This window comes from Rhodococcus wratislaviensis, from assembly GCF_041228765.1.
Classification (GTDB): Bacteria; Actinomycetota; Actinomycetes; order Mycobacteriales; family Mycobacteriaceae; genus Rhodococcus_F; species Rhodococcus_F wratislaviensis.
On record NZ_CP150488.1, the window covers coordinates 6,647,071 to 6,663,153 of the forward strand.

Genomic DNA, 16,083 nt, shown 5'->3' on the forward strand with positions numbered 1-16,083 from the left:
GGATTCATCTGACCTGGTCAGGGAGTGGCGCGAACACCGTCGCCCAGTCGTTCTCGATGCTGACCACCGTCCACCGGTCGGCCTCGGCCAGTTCGAGCGCCTGCTCGGCGCCCGCGACGTAGTCGAACTCGCGGGCGGCGTCGTCGTGGCGCAGCAACAGCCGCAACGACGGCCGGTCCGGTGCCTCCGCGAACTGGAGCATCGGGATGTCACCGTTGCTGTTTCCCGCCGCCAGCAGGGGCCGCCTACCGACCCGGTTCCAGATCTGCACCGGCTTCTCGGGTCCGTCGTCGAGAACGTCCGCCTCGGCTCTTCGGAAGATCGCCCCGCTGCGGCCGTCGTGATTCCAGACCAGTGACACCCCGCTGCCGATGACCCGTTGCCGCGGAATGCCGTAGACGTCGTGACTGATCGGCCGCATGAAATCGCGGCCGCCGCCGGACACGATGTAGTTCCGGAACTCGTTGACGGCCAGGTAGTCGAGCAACTCCACCATCGGCGCGTAACTGCACCCCAGGTAGTCCCGGTCGAGGGTGGGATGCCGGGCGGTGCGCAGGAACTGGTCCGCCCGGGCCTCGAACTCCTCGACGGTCACGTCGGCGAACGCGGCCAGCACACCTGCGGCGAGTACTCTCACCCCGCTGTCGTCGCCGTTGTAGTGCTGCGTGATGACGTCGTTCAACCAGCCGTAATCCTGTGTGTAGGCGGCCTGCCAAGGCTGACGGGTGCGAAGATCCTGATCGTGCTCGGCCATGACGACGAGCCGGCGCAGGATGAAGTCGAGCTGAATGGGCATCGGCTTCTCACACCACAGCGTGCCGTCGTTGTCGAAGACCGCGATTCGATCCTCGACGGGGACGTCCTCCGCCGTCACACGCCCGACGAATCCCAGGATGGCCGACTTGCCGGCACCCTCACGCCAGCTCGGAAGGGGTTCTGTCATGGCGCTTCCGCTCTCACTCGCGCGAGAGCATGGCGGCGGCTTCGCGTTCGAGATCGACGAACGGTTCGCCGCTGACGTCGATCGCGACCCGGTTCAACGTCCCGCCGGTGAAGGCCCACGGCGATGTACCCGGGTAGTCGTCGGTGACGGGTTCGCCGCTGTCCCGGCCGGCATTGAGGCCCTCGCCGCCGCCGATGCTGAACTTGCCGGGCTGGGTCCGGATCCGACCTTCACCGACCTTGCGGTCGCCGTAGTAGAGGCTCAGGACCCCCCGGGCGGTACCGGGCGGGTCCTCACCGTCCTTCTCGAACGACGCAGCCAGGATGAGGTTCTCTCCGGTCGGCAGGTCCTCGGTCGCGTCGATCTTCTGCTGTTCGCTGCCGAGGAAGTTGTACACGTAGTGCAGCCGATTGTCCTTGACGTAGAGCGAGTGCCCACCGAACCTGCCGCCGTGGGAGAACAGCACCCCGGCAGCACCCGGTTCGGGGAGGTCGACGAGCGCCCCGATCGAGAAGGAGCGGTTGCGAAGGTTGACGGCCACCGCCTCGGGTACCTCGGCGCCACCGGGTCGGTACACGTAGCGATTGCGCGGGGGCGCGAGCTGGGGGCGCGGGGTGGTGAGCAGTTCGACGCCGGAGCGGTCGTCGAGCGGCAGCGCCTGGTTCGCACCTGCCTCGTGGAACCACAGGCCGACGAGCTCGGCGAGCCTGCCTGGTTCCGACTCGGCGAGGTCGTGGAGTTCGGAGCGGTCCACCTGAGTGTGGTAGAGCTCCCAGGTGTCTTCCGGGAAGTGACTCCACCCGCTCAGTGTCGGGTGGGTGGTGACGGCCTTCCAGCCGTCGTGCCAGATGCCCCGCCCGCCGAGCATCGAATAGAACTGGGTGTGCTTGGCGGTGGGGATGTTTCCGGCGTCGAAGCTGTAACGCATGCTCACGCCCTGAATCGGGTGCTGGGTGTAGCCCTTCACCGTGTCGGGAAGTTCGACACCGAGGCAGTCGAGCAGGGTCGGGACGATGTCGATGGCGTGGTGGTACTGGTCGCGGGTTTCGCCGCGAGCCTCGATCCCGGCCGGCCACGACATGATGCACGGGTCGGACGTGCCGCCGTTGAAGGAGTAGCGCTTCCACATCTTGAACGGGCTGTTGAACGCCATCGCCCACCCGTTCGGGTAGTGGTTGTAGGTCTCGGTGCCGCCGAGCTGGTCCAGCTTGGCCAGGTTCTCGGCGAGATCGTCCGGCACGTTGTTGGCGATCTTGTTCTCGTTGACCGAACCGTTGGGGCCGCCCTCACCGCTGGCGCCGTTGTCGGAGACCACCACGACGATGGTGTTCTCGAGCTGTTCGATCTCCTCGAGGTAGGCCAGCAGTCGGCCGATCTGGTCGTCGCAGTGCGACAGGAAACCGGCGTACACCTCGGCCATGCGCGCGAAGAGCCGCTTTTCGTCGTCGGACAGGGTGTCCCAGGGGCGCGTGAAGTCCAGCGGTGGGAACGGCTGGCCGTCTGGTCCGGTGCGGGTTTCCGGGGTGCCGATCGGATTGAGCGGCGGCAGTTCGGTGTCCGGGGGTACGAGGCCCATCTCCTTCTGCCGGGCCAGGGTCCGCTCGCGCATCGCTTCGTAGCCGTCATCGAATCTGCCGCGATAGCGGTCGGCCCACTCCTGCGGAGCGTGGTGGGGTGCGTGCGCGCAGCCGGGCGCGTAGTACAGGAACACCGGCCGGTCCGGGGCGATCGCCTTGACGTCGCCGAGGTATTCGAGCGCATGGTCGGTGATGTCGACGCTGAAGTGGTAGCCCTGCTCCGGGGTGGCGGGCTGCTCGACGGGATGGTTGTCGTGCACCAGATCCGGATACCACTGGTTGGTCTCGGCACCGAGGAAGCCGTAGAAGCGCTCGAAGCCGCGGCCGACCGGCCAGTTCCGTTTGGTCGACGCCAGGTTCATCTCGTCCTCGGCGCACAGGTGCCACTTGCCGACCATCGCGGTGCTGAAGCCCTGCTCGACCAAGATCTCGGCGAGGGTGGCGCATTCGGGAGGGATGTGACCGTTCCCGCCGGGGAAGCCGACCGCGCACTCGCTGATGCACGCCATCCCGTTGGTGGTGTGGTTCCGCCCCGTGAGCAGGCAGGATCGTGTCGGGGAACACAGGGCGGTGGTGTGCCACTGGCCGTACCGCAGCCCGTTCGCGGCAATCCGGTCGATGTTCGGGGTCTCGATCGGCCCGCCGTAACAGCCCATCGCACCGAAACCGACGTCGTCGAGCACGATGTAGAGGACGTTCGGTGAACCGGGCGTCGCCTTCGGTTGCTCGTACGGACCCCAGTCCGGGATCGAGTCACGAATATCGAGATTGACGACACCTCTGAACGGCTTGGCCATGACGAACTCCTCGAATGGGTCCACCCCCACCTTCCACCAAAGCACTACCGACCGGTGGCTGACTAGGGGTGCGGCCGAAAAGTCCGACTGCGCCGGAACGGGATTCCGCTAGCGGCGACCGCGGGCGGCCAGCGCGTTGACGAACACGTTGGCGATGTCGGCGGGATCCTTCGCGACATAGCTCGACCCTCCGGTCACCCGCGAGATCTCGGCGAGCGTGACCGCGTCGGCGTCATCGGTGATGCCGATCGTCACGATGATGACGGGGCGTGCCGGATCCATCTCACGCTGCAGGATGCTCAGGAGCTGTTCCTTCGTGATGGAGTCCGGATCCTCGTTGGCGCCGTCGGTCAGGATGATCACACTGTTCACGGCGCGCGGGTCGTATGTCTCCTGCACCGTCCGGAACGCGGCGAGCGTCGTGTCGTACAGACCGGTGCCGCCGCCGATCAGTGCGTCGACCTTCCCCGCCTGCTGCGCCATCAGCTGGCGCTGAGTGAGTCCGTCGACCACCGTGTCGTAGCGGCGGATCGGGACCATCTCCTTGTAGTCCTGCGGTCCCCCACCGAGCCCCTGCGAGAACGCCCACAACCCGGCGGACACGCTGTCCGGGAACATCGCGTTGCCGGCGAGTGCGGCGTCGACCGTGAGGTCCATGCGTGACCGGTTGCCTGCGGGGGTCTCCATCGACCCCGACACGTCGATCGCGACGAGCGTGCGGATCGGCAACGCCATCAACGCCCAACCACCGAGGGCGTCCTGTAGCGCCGTCTCGTCCTCGAGCGCCAGCTTGGTGACCCGGCCGACGCCGCGACCGTCGGCGGGCGGACTCCCGTCTGGTCCGCGGAATCCGTTCTCCGCGAGTACCGCGCGGGCATCCTCACCGCCCAGAACAGCGGCGACGGCACGTGCCACCTGGGTGGCCCTGTAATGCCGGTCGGGTGCGGGCGAGGTGACGACGAGCGGGAAGTTCATGAAGTTGCTGCCCGTCGGCGGCACCGTCGCGGTGAGCGTGCGCGCGCCGTCGCCCTCACCGGAGAAATCGAGCACGGACTGTTCGGTGGCCACGGCGACTCCACCGTTGTCGACGACGCCCTGGAGCATCTCCTCGCCGATGGGCTCGTCCGCGGTGCGCGCACTCTCCTCCTGTGCGAGCGGGACCAGCGCCGCCCGCACGGTTCCCGCGGACACGGGGTCGGCCTGACCTTCGGCCAGCGCGGCATTGATCGGGGCCTGCGCGACCCCTGTCACGAGGGGGTTGCCCAGCTGGATGTTCTTGATCTGGAGGGCGGCGAGCCACGTCGGCGAGGTGGGCGCGTCCTCCTCCCGCGACGCCAGGACGACAGGCGAGGATGCGATCGACCCCGTCATCACCTCGACGGGGCCGGCCGCGGTGAGCGCCGCCTTGCCCACCCAGGCCCCGGTGTCGGGTATCCAGAGGTCGGGGGCGTCGGTTCCCTTACCGAGTCGTCCCGCGATGTCGCCGGACGTCGCTGCGCTGACGGCGACGTTCGCGCAGCCCAGGTCGGTGTCGTTCGCTTCGCCGAGAATGCTGCTCAGGGCGGGCGCGATGCTCGGGTCGGCGGCGAGGGTGTAGTCGGTGACCTGATCGCAGTCGTCGGCCCAGGAGCGGACTGCCTGAACGACGACGACCACGGAGGCCACGAGCCCGATCACGACGGCAGCGCACACCGCGTAGAACCCGGGCGAGCGACCACCGCGCTCCGGCCCCGCGCTCGAATGCCGCCCTCCGGCCATCGCCTGCCTCCCCTAACATTTCGGTCACGAGACGACCACCGACACACCCGGACCGAATATGATCCCGCCCACATCGTAGCGAACGGTGCAGCGTACGACGCTGCGCCGGTGGCGGGCGCCCGGGTCAGGGCCACGTCAGCGATCGGGTTGCGCGACCTCGAGCCGGCGGGCCACGAGCGCCGCCTGGATCTGCCGCAACCCGGACGGGCGCGTCGGGTCGCAGCCCGTCAGCTGCGCCACCCGCTTGAGCCGGTAATCCACCGTATTGGTGTGAAGGTGCATCTGCTTCGCGGTGCGCTGCCGATTGAGGTCGTGGCCGATGTGCACCTCGAGCGTCTCGATCAGTTCGGGTGAGCCCTGCAACGGTTCGAGGAGTCGCGCCAGGTGGGTCCGGCCCGGCCCGGGCCGGGTGAGCTGGTATTCGAGCGCCAGATCGTCCATCTCGTAGAGACCCGGTTCGAGCGCCAGCTGATCGGCCAGGTCGAGGAGTTCGTGGACTTGGTCCGCCGCCGCGGGGATACCGGCGGTGCGAACCCGGGTTGCCGTGGCGGTGAGCGGAACCCCGGCTGCCGCTCCGATGCGGTCGAGCAGGGAGACCATCCACGTCCGTTCGGGCGAGCCCGGCAGCAACAGTGTTCCGCCGTCCGGGCTCAGCGAACACAGGGCGGCACCGCCCGAGGCGTCCGCCAGCTCGATCTGCAACCGCCGGAGCTTCTGCCGGGCGACGACGGCTTTGCGCCGGTGGGTCACGGCCTCCGTGGGATGCGACGGAATCGACAGCCCCAGGACCACGTACTCGTCGGCCAGCTCCACGCCCGCGTGCCGCGCGGCGGTCGCCGCCTTTCTGCCGCTGAGCAGCGCCGTCACGAGGTTGACCGCGGCACCGTCCCGTTCGCTGTTGACCGCTTCGAGTTCCTCCACGTAGCTGGTCGTGGCGGCGACGGTCACGCATTCGAGGAGGGTGAACATCACCTTCTGGATGACCAGGAGTTCGGGCAGGTCTTCCTCTCGGGCGTTCGAGGCGACGAGGTCCCCGGCCTCCTGAATGCCTTCGTGGAGAATGCGGAGCACGAGCTTCAACGGGAATCCCTCGCGGGCCCAGCGCGCGGAGTTGTTGCGCACCTCCGCGAGGTCCTCGTCCGTCGGGCTGATGCCTTCGTCGAGCATCTGGATACCGAGACCGAGGCAGACGATCGTGAAATCCATGACGTCGCTCTGCAGTTGTTCGCCGGGAAGCGAACCGCACGGGGTCACGTTGTCGGCGAAATGCCGGACCAGCTTCTGTGCGACCGTGAGTGTGTCGCGCAGCGGCGCGGAGGCGGGCCTGCCGTCGACGAGGATCTGCGAACCCGCCCCCGAACTATGAGTCGTCATGGATCTGATCACTCCCATATGTGGATGACACCGAACTCCCGCACCATCGACATCACGCAAACATAACGAGGGTCCGCTTCTGTCACCGTTGTATCACGACAGCGCCCTGTCCAGGGCGAATACGGCCCGTCAGTCCTCCTCGGCGACCCGGACCACGAGCTTGCCGAAGTTGCTGCCCCGGAGCAGACCGATGAACGCCGCAGGCGCGTTCTCGAGCCCGTCGACGATGTCCTCGCGGTAGGCGAATCGGCCCTCCCGGATCCACCCGGACACATCGCGCTGGAAGTCCGCGTACATCTCGGAGACGAACTCGCGCTGGATGAATCCGCGGATCGTGAGGCTCTTGACCAGCACCCGGGTGAAGAACCCCGGCAGCCGATCCGGCCCCTCGGGGGTCTCGGTGTCGTTGTACTGCGCGATGAGGCCGCACACCGGAACTCGCGCATACAGGTTGAGCAGCGGCAGCACGGCCGCGGCCACCGCACCGCCGACGTTCTCGAAGTAGACGTCGATGCCGTCGGGGCACGCCGCGCGCAGTTCCTCGGCGAAGTTCGGGGACCGATGGTCGACGGCGGCGTCGAATCCGAGTTCGTCCAGCAGGTACGCACACTTCTCCGGTCCGCCCGCGATCCCGACGGCCCGGGCGCCCTTCAGTTTCGCGATCTGCCCGACCGCGGATCCGACCGGACCGCTGGCCGCCGCGACGACCACCGTCTCGCCTGCCTTCGGCTGCCCGATCTTCAACAGGCCGGAGTACGCGGTGAAGCCGGGCATGCCGAGAACTCCGACGGCGGTCGACAGCGGCGCGGCGTCGCGGTCGAGTGCACGGAGGTGATTGCCGTCGACCACTGCGTGCGACTGCCAACCCGCGTACCCGAGAACGTAGTCACCGGTTGCGAAGTCCGGGTGCCGGGACTCGACGACCTGTCCGACGGTGCCGCCGACCATGACCTCGTCGATCTCGACGGGGTCGGCGTAGGACTCCGCGGCACTCATCCGGCCGCGCATGTACGGGTCGAGGGACAGGTAGATGACGCGGATCAGCACCTGACCTTCGGCGGGATCGGGGAGGTTCACCGCCTCGAGCCGGAAGTTGTCGGCGGTGGGCGCGCCGTCCGGCCGCGAGGCGAGGACGATTCGGGTGCTCTGAACGATGCTCTCGACACTCACTGTGCGCCTGCCAATCCGTGTTGGGCCGGTATCGCACGCCACCTTACCGATTTCAGAACAGCTGCTTCTTCTGCACCTTGCCCATCGCGTTCCGCGGAAGCGACTCGACCACACGGATCTCGCGGGGCCGCTTGTGCACCGACAGTTCGGTGGCCACGTGCTCGATCAGCTCGGTTTCCGAGACGTCGTCCCCCACCACGAAGGCCACGAGCCGCTGACCGAGGTCCGGGTCGGGAAGGCCGACCACCGCGGCTTCCCGGACGCTCGGGTGGCCGAGGAGAGACGTCTCCACCTCCCCCGCGCCGACGCGGAATCCACCCGACTTGATGAGGTCCGTGGATTCGCGGCCGACGATACGGTGGAATCCCTCCGGGTCGATGACGGCGACGTCGCCGGTCTTGAAGAAGCCGTCGTCCGTGAACGATTCGGCCGTCGCGTCGGGCCGGCCCAGGTAGCCGTCGAAGAGCATCGGGCCGCGCACCTGCAGACCGCCGATGGATTCGCCGTCGTGGGGGACGTCGCCGCCGCGCTCGTCGCGCAGCCGGGTCTCGACGCCGCGGACCGGCACCCCCACCCACCCCGGGCGACGCTCGCCGTCGGCCCGGGTGCTGAGCGTGAGCATCGTCTCGCTCATGCCGTACCGCTCGATGGGTGCGAGCCCGGTCAGCTCGTGCAGCTTCTCGAACACCGGCACGGGCAGCGGGGCGCTGCCCGACACCAGCAGGCGCGCACCCGACAGCGCGCGCGCCGACTCGGGATCGTCGGCGATGCGCCCCCACACGGTGGGGACACCGAAGTACATCGTTCCGTGTGCCGCGGCGTAGGCCGCCGGGGTGGGTTTGACCGTGTGGACCAGACGGCTGCCGATACGCAACGGTCCCAGCACACCGAGGATGAGGCCGTGGACGTGGAACAGCGGAAGTCCCTGCACCAGTGTGTCGTTGCCGGTCCACTGCCAGGCGTCGGCGAGGGCATCGAGGCCGGCGGCGATGGCCTTCCTGCTGATCAGCACGCCCTTGGGCGGTCCCGTGGTGCCGGAGGTGTAGAGCACGAACGCGATGGAGGACTCGGGCGGTTCCGCGTAGCTGTGCCACGACCGGGCGTGGACGCGGACCGGAACGACGGGCAGGCCCGCCGTGTCCGCGGGCGACTCGCCGAGCCACGCCTGCACGCCGGAGTCGCGCAGGATGTGCTCGAGTTCGGCGGGGCCGGAATCGGGCGGCACCGGCACCGCGGTCACACCGGCGATGAGGCAGCCCACGACGGCGAGGACGGTGGTGACGGTGGGGGTGGCGAGGATCGCGACCCGATCCGCGCGTGCCACGCGCTCGGCCACGGATGTCGCCGCACCGAGCACATCACCGCGCGACAGGGTGGTGTCGCCGATCCGGATGGCATCGGGAATGTCGTCGCCCTGGGCGACGGCCAGAGGATTCAGAGATCGCAGCAGCACACGGTCAGCTTCTCACAGGGCCCGGACGCGCTCCGGTGGGTCTCCCGGTGGCGGACTGACGGTGGCCAGTGCCGCACCCAGCAGCGCCCCGGTCAGCACAGCCAGTCCGTGGGCGTCGTCCACGACCACCAGCAGGACACCGGCGAAAACGATGCCGCCGCTCGCGGCGAGTGCGCGCCACTCCTTGGACTGCATCACCACCAGACCGGCGAGGGACGCGGCCAGCGCGAGCGTGGCACCCGAGTTGCCCGCCCCGGGCGACGGGAACAGGAACGCGGTGAACAGGCCGAAGATGATCTGGCTCGCCACGAACAGCAGGACGGCCCGCACTCCACCCCAGACCCGGACCGCGAGCGGGGCGACCCAGGCGAGAACGAGCAGATTCACCGCGGTTCCGGCCAGTCCCCCGTCCTGCACCGCAACCGAGGTGACGATCCGCCACCACTGGTGGTCCCGGATCTGGGTGGGGTCACGCTCGAGGGCGTCGAGGACGGCGGGGACGACGATCTGCAGCAGCGACGGCACGGCGATCAGCAACCACAGCACCACCGCCGTGCGCGGCGGACGGGTGAGCCGGACCTCGCCGATGCGCGTCGAACCGAGCAGCGTCGCGAGGACGAGAACGACGGCGAAGAGGACCGCGCTGGTCCATCCCCCGCCTGAAGTCGTCACCGCGAAACTCTACAACGACGCACCACCGCGGGAACCGATCCGCGACAGCGCCGGTCAGTCCCGGGTGACCACCGAGCGCAGGAAGAACCGCAGGTTCGAGGGACGCTCGGCCAGTCGCCGCATGAAGTACGCGTACCACTGACTTCCGTACGGCACGTACACCCGAACCTGCTTGTCCTCGTTCGCGAGCCGCCGCTGCTCGACGTCCCGGATCCCGAACAGCATCTGATGCTCGTAGGCGTCCGCGGCGCGGCCGGTGCACCCGACCAGCGGGGCGACCGCGTCGATGACGGCCGGATCGTGCGAGGCCACCATGGGGTACCCGGCGCCTTCCATGAGGATCCCCAGGCATCGCAGATACGACGCGTCCACGGCGGCGCGGTCCTGGAAGGCCACGGACTCGGGTTCCCGGTACGCGCCCTTGCAGAGCCGGACCCTCGAACCGGGGCCGGCGAGGGCACGGCAGTCGTCCTCGGTACGTCGCAGATACGACTGCACCACCGCACCGAGCCAGGGATAGTCGTCGCGGAGTTCGTGCACGATCGCCAGCGTCGAATCGGTGGTCGTGTGGTCTTCGGCGTCCACGGTGACCCACACCCCTGCCGCCTCCGCGGCGGCGCAGATCGTGCGGGCGTTGTCGGTGGCGATCCTGCGACCGTCGCCGGCGAGGGCCTGACCGAGCGCCGACAGTTTCATCGATACCTCGAGGCGGCGAACACCCGAAGTCCCGTCCGCCGCTTCGGGTAGGGCACCGAGATCGGCGACGAGCGCCAGATACTCGTCGACCGTCGCCTGGGCTCCCTCGGCGTCACGCGTGTCCTCACCGAGAAAGTCGATCGACACCGATCGGCCCGAATCGAGGATCTCCCGGACGGCCGCGAGCACCGATTCCCGGCTCTCTCCGGCAACGAAGCGGTCGACGAGTTTCCGGGTGACCGGGGCGCCGGTGACCGCCCGCTTGACCCGGGACGACCGGGCCGCCGCGAGGATCGCCGGGCGCAGCGGATTCGCCAGAACCGGTGGCGCTTTCATTCCGACCCCATGTGCGGATAGCGGTAGTCGGTGGCCGGGACGAACGTCTCCTTGATGGTGCGGGCCGACACCCACCGCAGCAGGTTGAGCTTGGACCCGGCCTTGTCGTTCGTGCCCGAGGCGCGGGCTCCGCCGAACGGCTGCTGCCCGACGACGGCACCGGTCGGCTTGTCGTTGACGTAGAAGTTTCCGGCGGTGAACCGGAGAGCAGACGTTGCCTGCTCGACGGCCTGGCGGTCGTCGGCGATCACCGCACCGGTCAGCGCGTACGGGGCCGCCGAATCGACCTTGGCGAGCACGTCGGCGAACGCGTTCGGGGCCGAGTCGTCGTACACGTGCACCGTGAGGATCGGCCCGAAGTACTCGGTGGTCATCGCCTCGTCGGCGGGGTCGTCCGCGAGGAGCACGGTGGGGCGGACGAAGTAGCCGACGCTGTCGTCGTATTTGCCGCCGACAGCGATCTCCAGGCCGGCAGCGCTGCGGGCGCGTTCGATGGCCGCGACGTTCTTGTCGTATGCGCGCCGGTCGATGAGGGCGCCGCCGAAATTTTCCAGATCCGTCACGTCACCGTAGGTGAGGGCATCGACTTCCGCGGTGAACGTGTCCCGCATCCGCCGCCACAGCGATTTCGGGACGTAGGCGCGGGAGGCGGCCGAACATTTCTGGCCCTGGTATTCGAACGCTCCGCGGACCAGCGCCGTCCGCAGTACGTCCTCGTCGGCCGAGGCGTGCGCGACCACGAAGTCCTTGCCGCCGGTCTCCCCCACCAGCCGGGGGTAGCCGGCGTACTTCCCGATGTTCGCGCCCACCTCGCTCCACAAGTGCTGGAACGTCCGGGTCGAACCCGTGAAGTGGATACCCGCGAGGCGGGGGTCGCTCAGCAGCACCTCCGACACCGCCTGCCCGCTGCCGGTGAGCAGATTGATCACGCCGGGAGGCATTCCCGCGGCCTCGAGCAGTTTCATGGTCCAGTACGCGGCGACGGTCTGCGTCGACGACGGCTTCCAGATCACGGTGTTGCCCATCAACGCAGGCGCGGTCGGCAGATTGCCCGCGATCGCGCTGAAATTGAACGGCGTGATGGCGTAGACGAAGCCCTCGAGCGGACGGTATTCGAGCCGGTTCCACACACCCGGTGACGAGATCGGCTGGTCGGCGAGGATCTGGCGGGCGAAGTGAACGTTGAAGCGCCAGAAGTCGATCAACTCGCACGGTGCGTCGATCTCCGCCTGCTGGACCGACTTCGACTGGCCGAGCATCGTCGCCGCCGCGAGCGTCTCGCGCCACGGCCCGGACAACAGATCGGCGGCGCGCAGGATGACCGCGGCCCGGTCGTCGAACGAGAGTGCCCGCCAGTGCGGTGCCGCGGCCGTGGCCGCCTCGACCGCCGCCGACGCGTCGTCGTGGGTGGCGCTGCGCAGCGTGCCGAGCACAGCGGTGTGCCGGTGGGGTTGCACGACGTCGACGCGGTCCCCGTTGCCGTGCCGGTGTTTGCCACCGATCACGTGCGGGATGTCGACGGGATTGGTAGCGATGTCGGTGAGTGCGGATTGCACACGGGAACGTTCGGGACTGCCCGGCGCGTACGTGTGGACCGGCTCATTGGTGGGCACCGGAACCTGGGTGATGGCGTCCATGCTGCCTGCCTCCTGCCCTCAGATCGTGAGGAACTGTGACCGGGACCGCGGGCCGACGGGGACACCCGTCCGAGCGGAACCCTTGAGCCCAGGTTAGCGCCGGACGGGGGTACTCATCCCGTTTTGACGCGCGGGTCGGCTGGCTACCATCGGCACATGGCCGAACGGAATCGCGTGTCACCCCGATCCGAGATCGTCGCGATTCCACTCCGCGGCCGGTTCATGGGGAACAGGGGCTGCGTGCACCGGGGGCACACCGTCGTGCGCAACCATGCAGGCAGGCGGTGGATCATCTGCGTCACCGACTACCCGGCCCGCACCGTCGACCAGTGGAGCGCGGGCCACTACACGGTCCTGTTCTTCCACGACGAGGCGGTCGCCCTCGCGGCCGGGCACCGGCCGTGCGCCCTGTGCCGGCGCGAGCGGTACAACGACTTTCGCGTCGCGTGGCAGTCGGCCAACGGGGGTGGACTGCCCGGCGCGGAGGAGATGGACGCCCGGCTGCACGGGGAGCGGCTGATCGGTTCTCACCAGCGGACGCACGAGGCCGCGTGGTCGTCGTTGCCCGACTGCGCCTTCGCGTTGTCGGACGGCGGACCCGCGGTCGCGCTCGGTGAGACCGTCGTCCCGTGGTCGACCGAGGGATACGGGATCCCGGCGAACCGGCCGACGGGCACCGCGACCGTCCTGACACCGCCGTCCACCGTCGCCGTCCTCGCCGCCGGATACCGACCGGACATCGCGTAGTTCGCCGTTACACGTCGCGTGCGTTCGACACGAGTTGATGGACGTCCTGGTCGGTGGCACCGAGACCGAAACTGGTGATCCGTTCGGGGTGGATGCGAATGGTCGGTCCGCCGAGATCGTTCGCCTCGGCGGCCTCGGCGTCGAGGGCCTCGGCGCGCCCGCGGATTTCGACGCAGCGGACCCGCCACGGGTCGACGGACGGCACGTCGTCCACGACGAATGCCACCTTCCCGTTGTCGGCGACGTTGCGGAACTTGCGGCTCGCCGCCATGTTGTAGCCCTGGATGTCGATCGTGGACGTGCCGGCGTTGTAGTGGAAGCCGACGGGACTGACCTGCAAGGTTCCATTCGGCTGAACTGTCGCGAGCCGGCCCAGGCGTTGTGACGCCAGGTAGTCGAGTTCCTGCTGAGTGAAGGACATGAAATCAGGGTAAAACCTCGAGTGCGCTGCAGGTCAAGGTTCCGCCCGTCCCTCAGCCGAGGTCGTCGACTGCGCGCCGCGCTTCGTCGACGCGCCGCTCCGCCGCGTCGAGATCGCGTTCCCCCCGGTGCACTGCCTCCGCCGCGGCTTTCTCCGAGTTCCGGGTGAACTGCCGCTCCTGCTCGGCGTGTTCGAGTTCGGCGCGCAGTTCCTCGATCCGATGGTCGATCGCCGTCAGCGTCGACCGCGCCTGCTCCAGTTCCGTTCTCGCGTCGTTCAGTTCGCCGCGGACCTCGTCGGCCTGCGACGTGACGTCCGCCAGTTCGGCCTCGGCCGCCGCGCGTTCGGCGTCGCGGTCGCGCTCCGCCGACTTCTTCTTCGACTTCTTCCCCGGCTTCTCGGCCGGGGGCGTGGCGGCAGGTTCGGACTTCGCGCTCTTTCCCTGGACCACGGCGAGTCCGGCCGGACCGAAACCGCTGTAGCTCGCCGCCGTCACCACCCGGCCGCGCCGCACCTGTTCGGCGGTCTCGGCGTCGGCGAGAGCGGCGTGCAGCGTCTGGCCGACATCCCGCAGCGCGTCCTCCCCGACCGTCCGGCCTCGCTCGGCGGCGAGTTCACCGGCCTTGCGCGCCAACGCGCGCACCACCTGCTGCCGTTGCGTGTTCAGCCGCCGGAGGTCCGGGCCGGACAGGTGTCGCTGCGCGTCACGGAGGGCGTCCCCGAGGGTGAGGAGCGCGGCGATTTCGTCGGGCAGCTCGCGGGCGAGCAGGTTGACCAGCCAGCCGACGACGGTCGGCTTCCGCAGTTTCCCGATCTCGGTCGCCAGCGCGCGGTCCTTGTTCTCCCGCGCCGCGGTCACCTGCGCGGTGCGCGCCTCGACGAACTCACCGGGGTCGAGGCCGTACAGTTCGTCGGCGACGTCGTCGAGGGTCACGGCCCAATACTTGCACCGTGACCGCTCCGTCCGGGCCGACTCGGGTCAGACCAGTCGTTCTGCTGCGGCCGCGATGCGTTCGTCGCTGGCCGTGAGGGCGATGCGCACGTGAGTGCCCCCGCCGGGACCGTAGAACTCCCCCGGTGCCACGAGGATGCCGCGCTCGGCGAACCACTCGACGGTGTCCCGGCAGGCTTCGCCGCGGGTCGCCCACAGGTACAGTCCGGCTTCGGAGTTGTCGACGGTGAACCCGGCGCCGCGCACCGCTGCGAGGAGGATCTCGCGGCGACGGCGGTACCGCTCACGCTGCTCGTTCTCGTGGTCGTCGTCGCTGAGCGCGGCGGTCATCGCCGACTGGATCGGCAACGGCACCATCATGCCCGCGTGCTTGCGGACCTCGAGCAGTTCGGCCACCAACGCCGGGTCACCGGTGACGAACCCCGCGCGGTAACTCGCGAGGTTGGAGGTCTTCGACAGCGAGTGCACCGCGAGGAGCCCGGTGAGATCGCCGTCGTTCACCCGCTCGTCGAGGATCGAGAGGGCTTCGCCTTCCCAGCTCAATCCCAGGTAGCACTCGTCGGACGCCACGATGGCGCCGCGGCTGCGCGCCCAGTCGACCACCTTGCGCAGATGCTCGAGACCGAGCACCTTGCCGGTGGGGTTGGACGGCGAGTTCACGAATATCAGCGACGCGCCCTCCGGACCGAGCCGGTTGAGACCGTCTGCCCGGATCACCCGCGCACCCGCGAGCAGCGCTCCGACCTCGTAGGTCGGGTACGCCAGCTCCGGGATGACCACGAGGTCGTCGGCGCCGAGCCCGAGAAGGCGCGGCAGCCAGGCGATGAGCTCCTTCGTGCCGATCGCGGGCAGCACCGCTGCCGGATCGATTCCGGTGATTCCGTAGCGGCGACGCAGCGCCTCCACCGCGGCGTTACGCAGCTCCTCCGTGCCGTGCGTCGTCGGATATCCCGGAACCTCGGCGACCGCGGTCAGCGCGTCCTGGATGATCGGGGCAACCGGGTCGACCGGGGTTCCCACCGACAGATTGACGATGCCACCCGGGTGGGCGAAGGCTTTCGCCTTCGCCGACTCGAGCGAGTCCCACGGAAAGTCGGGAAGTGCTGTGGCTACCGGGATACGAGGCACATCTAGTCCTCGCCCATGGGGGGCAGAGCCTTGACGAACGGCGGGTCGTAGTCGACCTTGCCCAGCTTCGCCGCGCCGCCGGGGGAACCGAGGTCGTCGAAGAAGTCGACGTTCGCGGCGATGTAGCCGTTCCACTGGTCCGGGACGTCGTCTTCGTAGAAGATGGCCTCGACGGGGCAGACGGGTTCACAGGCGCCGCAGTCCACGCATTCGTCCGGATGGATGTACAGCATCCGCCCGCCCTCGTAGATGCAGTCGACAGGGCATTCCTCGATACACGCCTTGTCCAACACATCCACGCACGGTTCAGCAATCGTGTAGGGCACTGCCGCTCTCCCTGCCTTTCTGACACGAGTAAGCACGAGGTACGGGCCGCTTGTACCCCGCGGAAGAAACTATTATCGCCTGCCCGGCGGACCTCT

At 68.7% G+C, this 16,083-nt stretch carries 14 protein-coding genes; 1 reads left to right on the forward strand and 13 read right to left on the reverse strand.

Features of this window, described 5'->3' with window-relative positions; translation table 11 throughout:
• Nucleotides 1-4: 4 nt before the first annotated feature.
• The 9 genes from WKC72_RS30670 to pruA all read right to left on the reverse strand — a co-directional run bounded on the left by WKC72_RS30670 (nucleotide 5) and on the right by pruA (nucleotide 12,413).
• Nucleotides 5-943, reverse strand: a complete 939-nt coding sequence (locus WKC72_RS30670; RefSeq protein ID WP_037231681.1) for an HAD family phosphatase — start codon at nucleotides 941-943, stop codon at nucleotides 5-7.
• 13 nt (nucleotides 944-956) lie between these two features.
• Nucleotides 957-3,317 carry an arylsulfatase gene (locus WKC72_RS30675; protein WP_037231704.1) on the reverse strand — a complete coding sequence of 787 codons (2,361 nt, stop codon included), beginning with the start codon at nucleotides 3,315-3,317 and terminating at the stop codon, nucleotides 957-959.
• Nucleotides 3,318-3,425: 108 nt separating this feature from the next.
• Complete coding sequence (locus WKC72_RS30680; protein ID WP_268791045.1) at nucleotides 3,426-5,075, reverse strand: substrate-binding and VWA domain-containing protein; 1,650 nt, start codon at nucleotides 5,073-5,075, stop codon at nucleotides 3,426-3,428.
• A 135-nt stretch (nucleotides 5,076-5,210) separates the two neighbouring features.
• On the reverse strand, nucleotides 5,211-6,449 hold the full coding sequence (locus tag WKC72_RS30685; RefSeq protein ID WP_370180661.1) for a PucR family transcriptional regulator: 1,239 nt from the start codon (nucleotides 6,447-6,449) through the stop codon (nucleotides 5,211-5,213).
• A gap of 129 nt (nucleotides 6,450-6,578) precedes the next feature.
• Entirely contained in the window at nucleotides 6,579-7,619 is a 1,041-nt protein-coding gene (locus WKC72_RS30690; protein ID WP_037231677.1) for an NADP-dependent oxidoreductase, read from the reverse strand.
• Between the two features lie 52 nt (nucleotides 7,620-7,671).
• Complete coding sequence (locus WKC72_RS30695; RefSeq protein WP_370180662.1) at nucleotides 7,672-9,072, reverse strand: acyl-CoA synthetase; 1,401 nt, start codon at nucleotides 9,070-9,072, stop codon at nucleotides 7,672-7,674.
• Nucleotides 9,073-9,084: 12 nt separating this feature from the next.
• Nucleotides 9,085-9,744, reverse strand: a complete 660-nt coding sequence (locus tag WKC72_RS30700; RefSeq protein WP_370180663.1) for a rhomboid family intramembrane serine protease — start codon at nucleotides 9,742-9,744, stop codon at nucleotides 9,085-9,087.
• 54 nt (nucleotides 9,745-9,798) lie between these two features.
• Nucleotides 9,799-10,776, reverse strand: coding sequence for a proline dehydrogenase family protein (locus WKC72_RS30705; RefSeq protein WP_370180664.1), 978 nt, complete (start codon nucleotides 10,774-10,776; stop codon nucleotides 9,799-9,801).
• Entirely contained in the window at nucleotides 10,773-12,413 is a 1,641-nt protein-coding gene (pruA, locus tag WKC72_RS30710) for an L-glutamate gamma-semialdehyde dehydrogenase (protein ID WP_112299143.1), read from the reverse strand. The genes WKC72_RS30705 and pruA overlap by 4 nt, the downstream gene beginning before the upstream one ends.
• Nucleotides 12,414-12,569: 156 nt before the next feature.
• On the opposite strand from pruA, the gene WKC72_RS30715 reads away from it, so the two are divergent.
• On the forward strand, nucleotides 12,570-13,160 hold the full coding sequence (locus WKC72_RS30715; RefSeq protein ID WP_370180665.1) for a hypothetical protein: 591 nt from the start codon (nucleotides 12,570-12,572) through the stop codon (nucleotides 13,158-13,160).
• 7 nt (nucleotides 13,161-13,167) lie between these two features.
• Here WKC72_RS30715 and WKC72_RS30720 read toward each other — a convergent pair whose 3' ends face one another.
• The 4 genes from WKC72_RS30720 to fdxA are packed head-to-tail and all read right to left on the reverse strand — an operon-like array spanning nucleotide 13,168 to nucleotide 15,987.
• Nucleotides 13,168-13,581: a PPOX class F420-dependent oxidoreductase gene (locus tag WKC72_RS30720; protein WP_370180666.1), complete on the reverse strand. Its 414-nt coding sequence runs from the start codon at nucleotides 13,579-13,581 to the stop codon at nucleotides 13,168-13,170.
• Nucleotides 13,582-13,633: 52 nt separating this feature from the next.
• Nucleotides 13,634-14,515 carry a hypothetical protein gene (locus WKC72_RS30725; protein WP_370180667.1) on the reverse strand — a complete coding sequence of 294 codons (882 nt, stop codon included), beginning with the start codon at nucleotides 14,513-14,515 and terminating at the stop codon, nucleotides 13,634-13,636.
• Nucleotides 14,516-14,560: 45 nt separating this feature from the next.
• Entirely contained in the window at nucleotides 14,561-15,661 is a 1,101-nt protein-coding gene (gene dapC, locus WKC72_RS30730; RefSeq protein ID WP_037231658.1) for a succinyldiaminopimelate transaminase, read from the reverse strand.
• Nucleotides 15,662-15,663: 2 nt separating this feature from the next.
• The gene (gene fdxA, locus WKC72_RS30735) at nucleotides 15,664-15,987 is read right to left on the reverse strand and encodes a ferredoxin (RefSeq protein WP_005263360.1); all 324 of its coding nucleotides are present in this window, start codon (nucleotides 15,985-15,987) and stop codon (nucleotides 15,664-15,666) included.
• Nucleotides 15,988-16,083 lie beyond the last annotated feature (96 nt).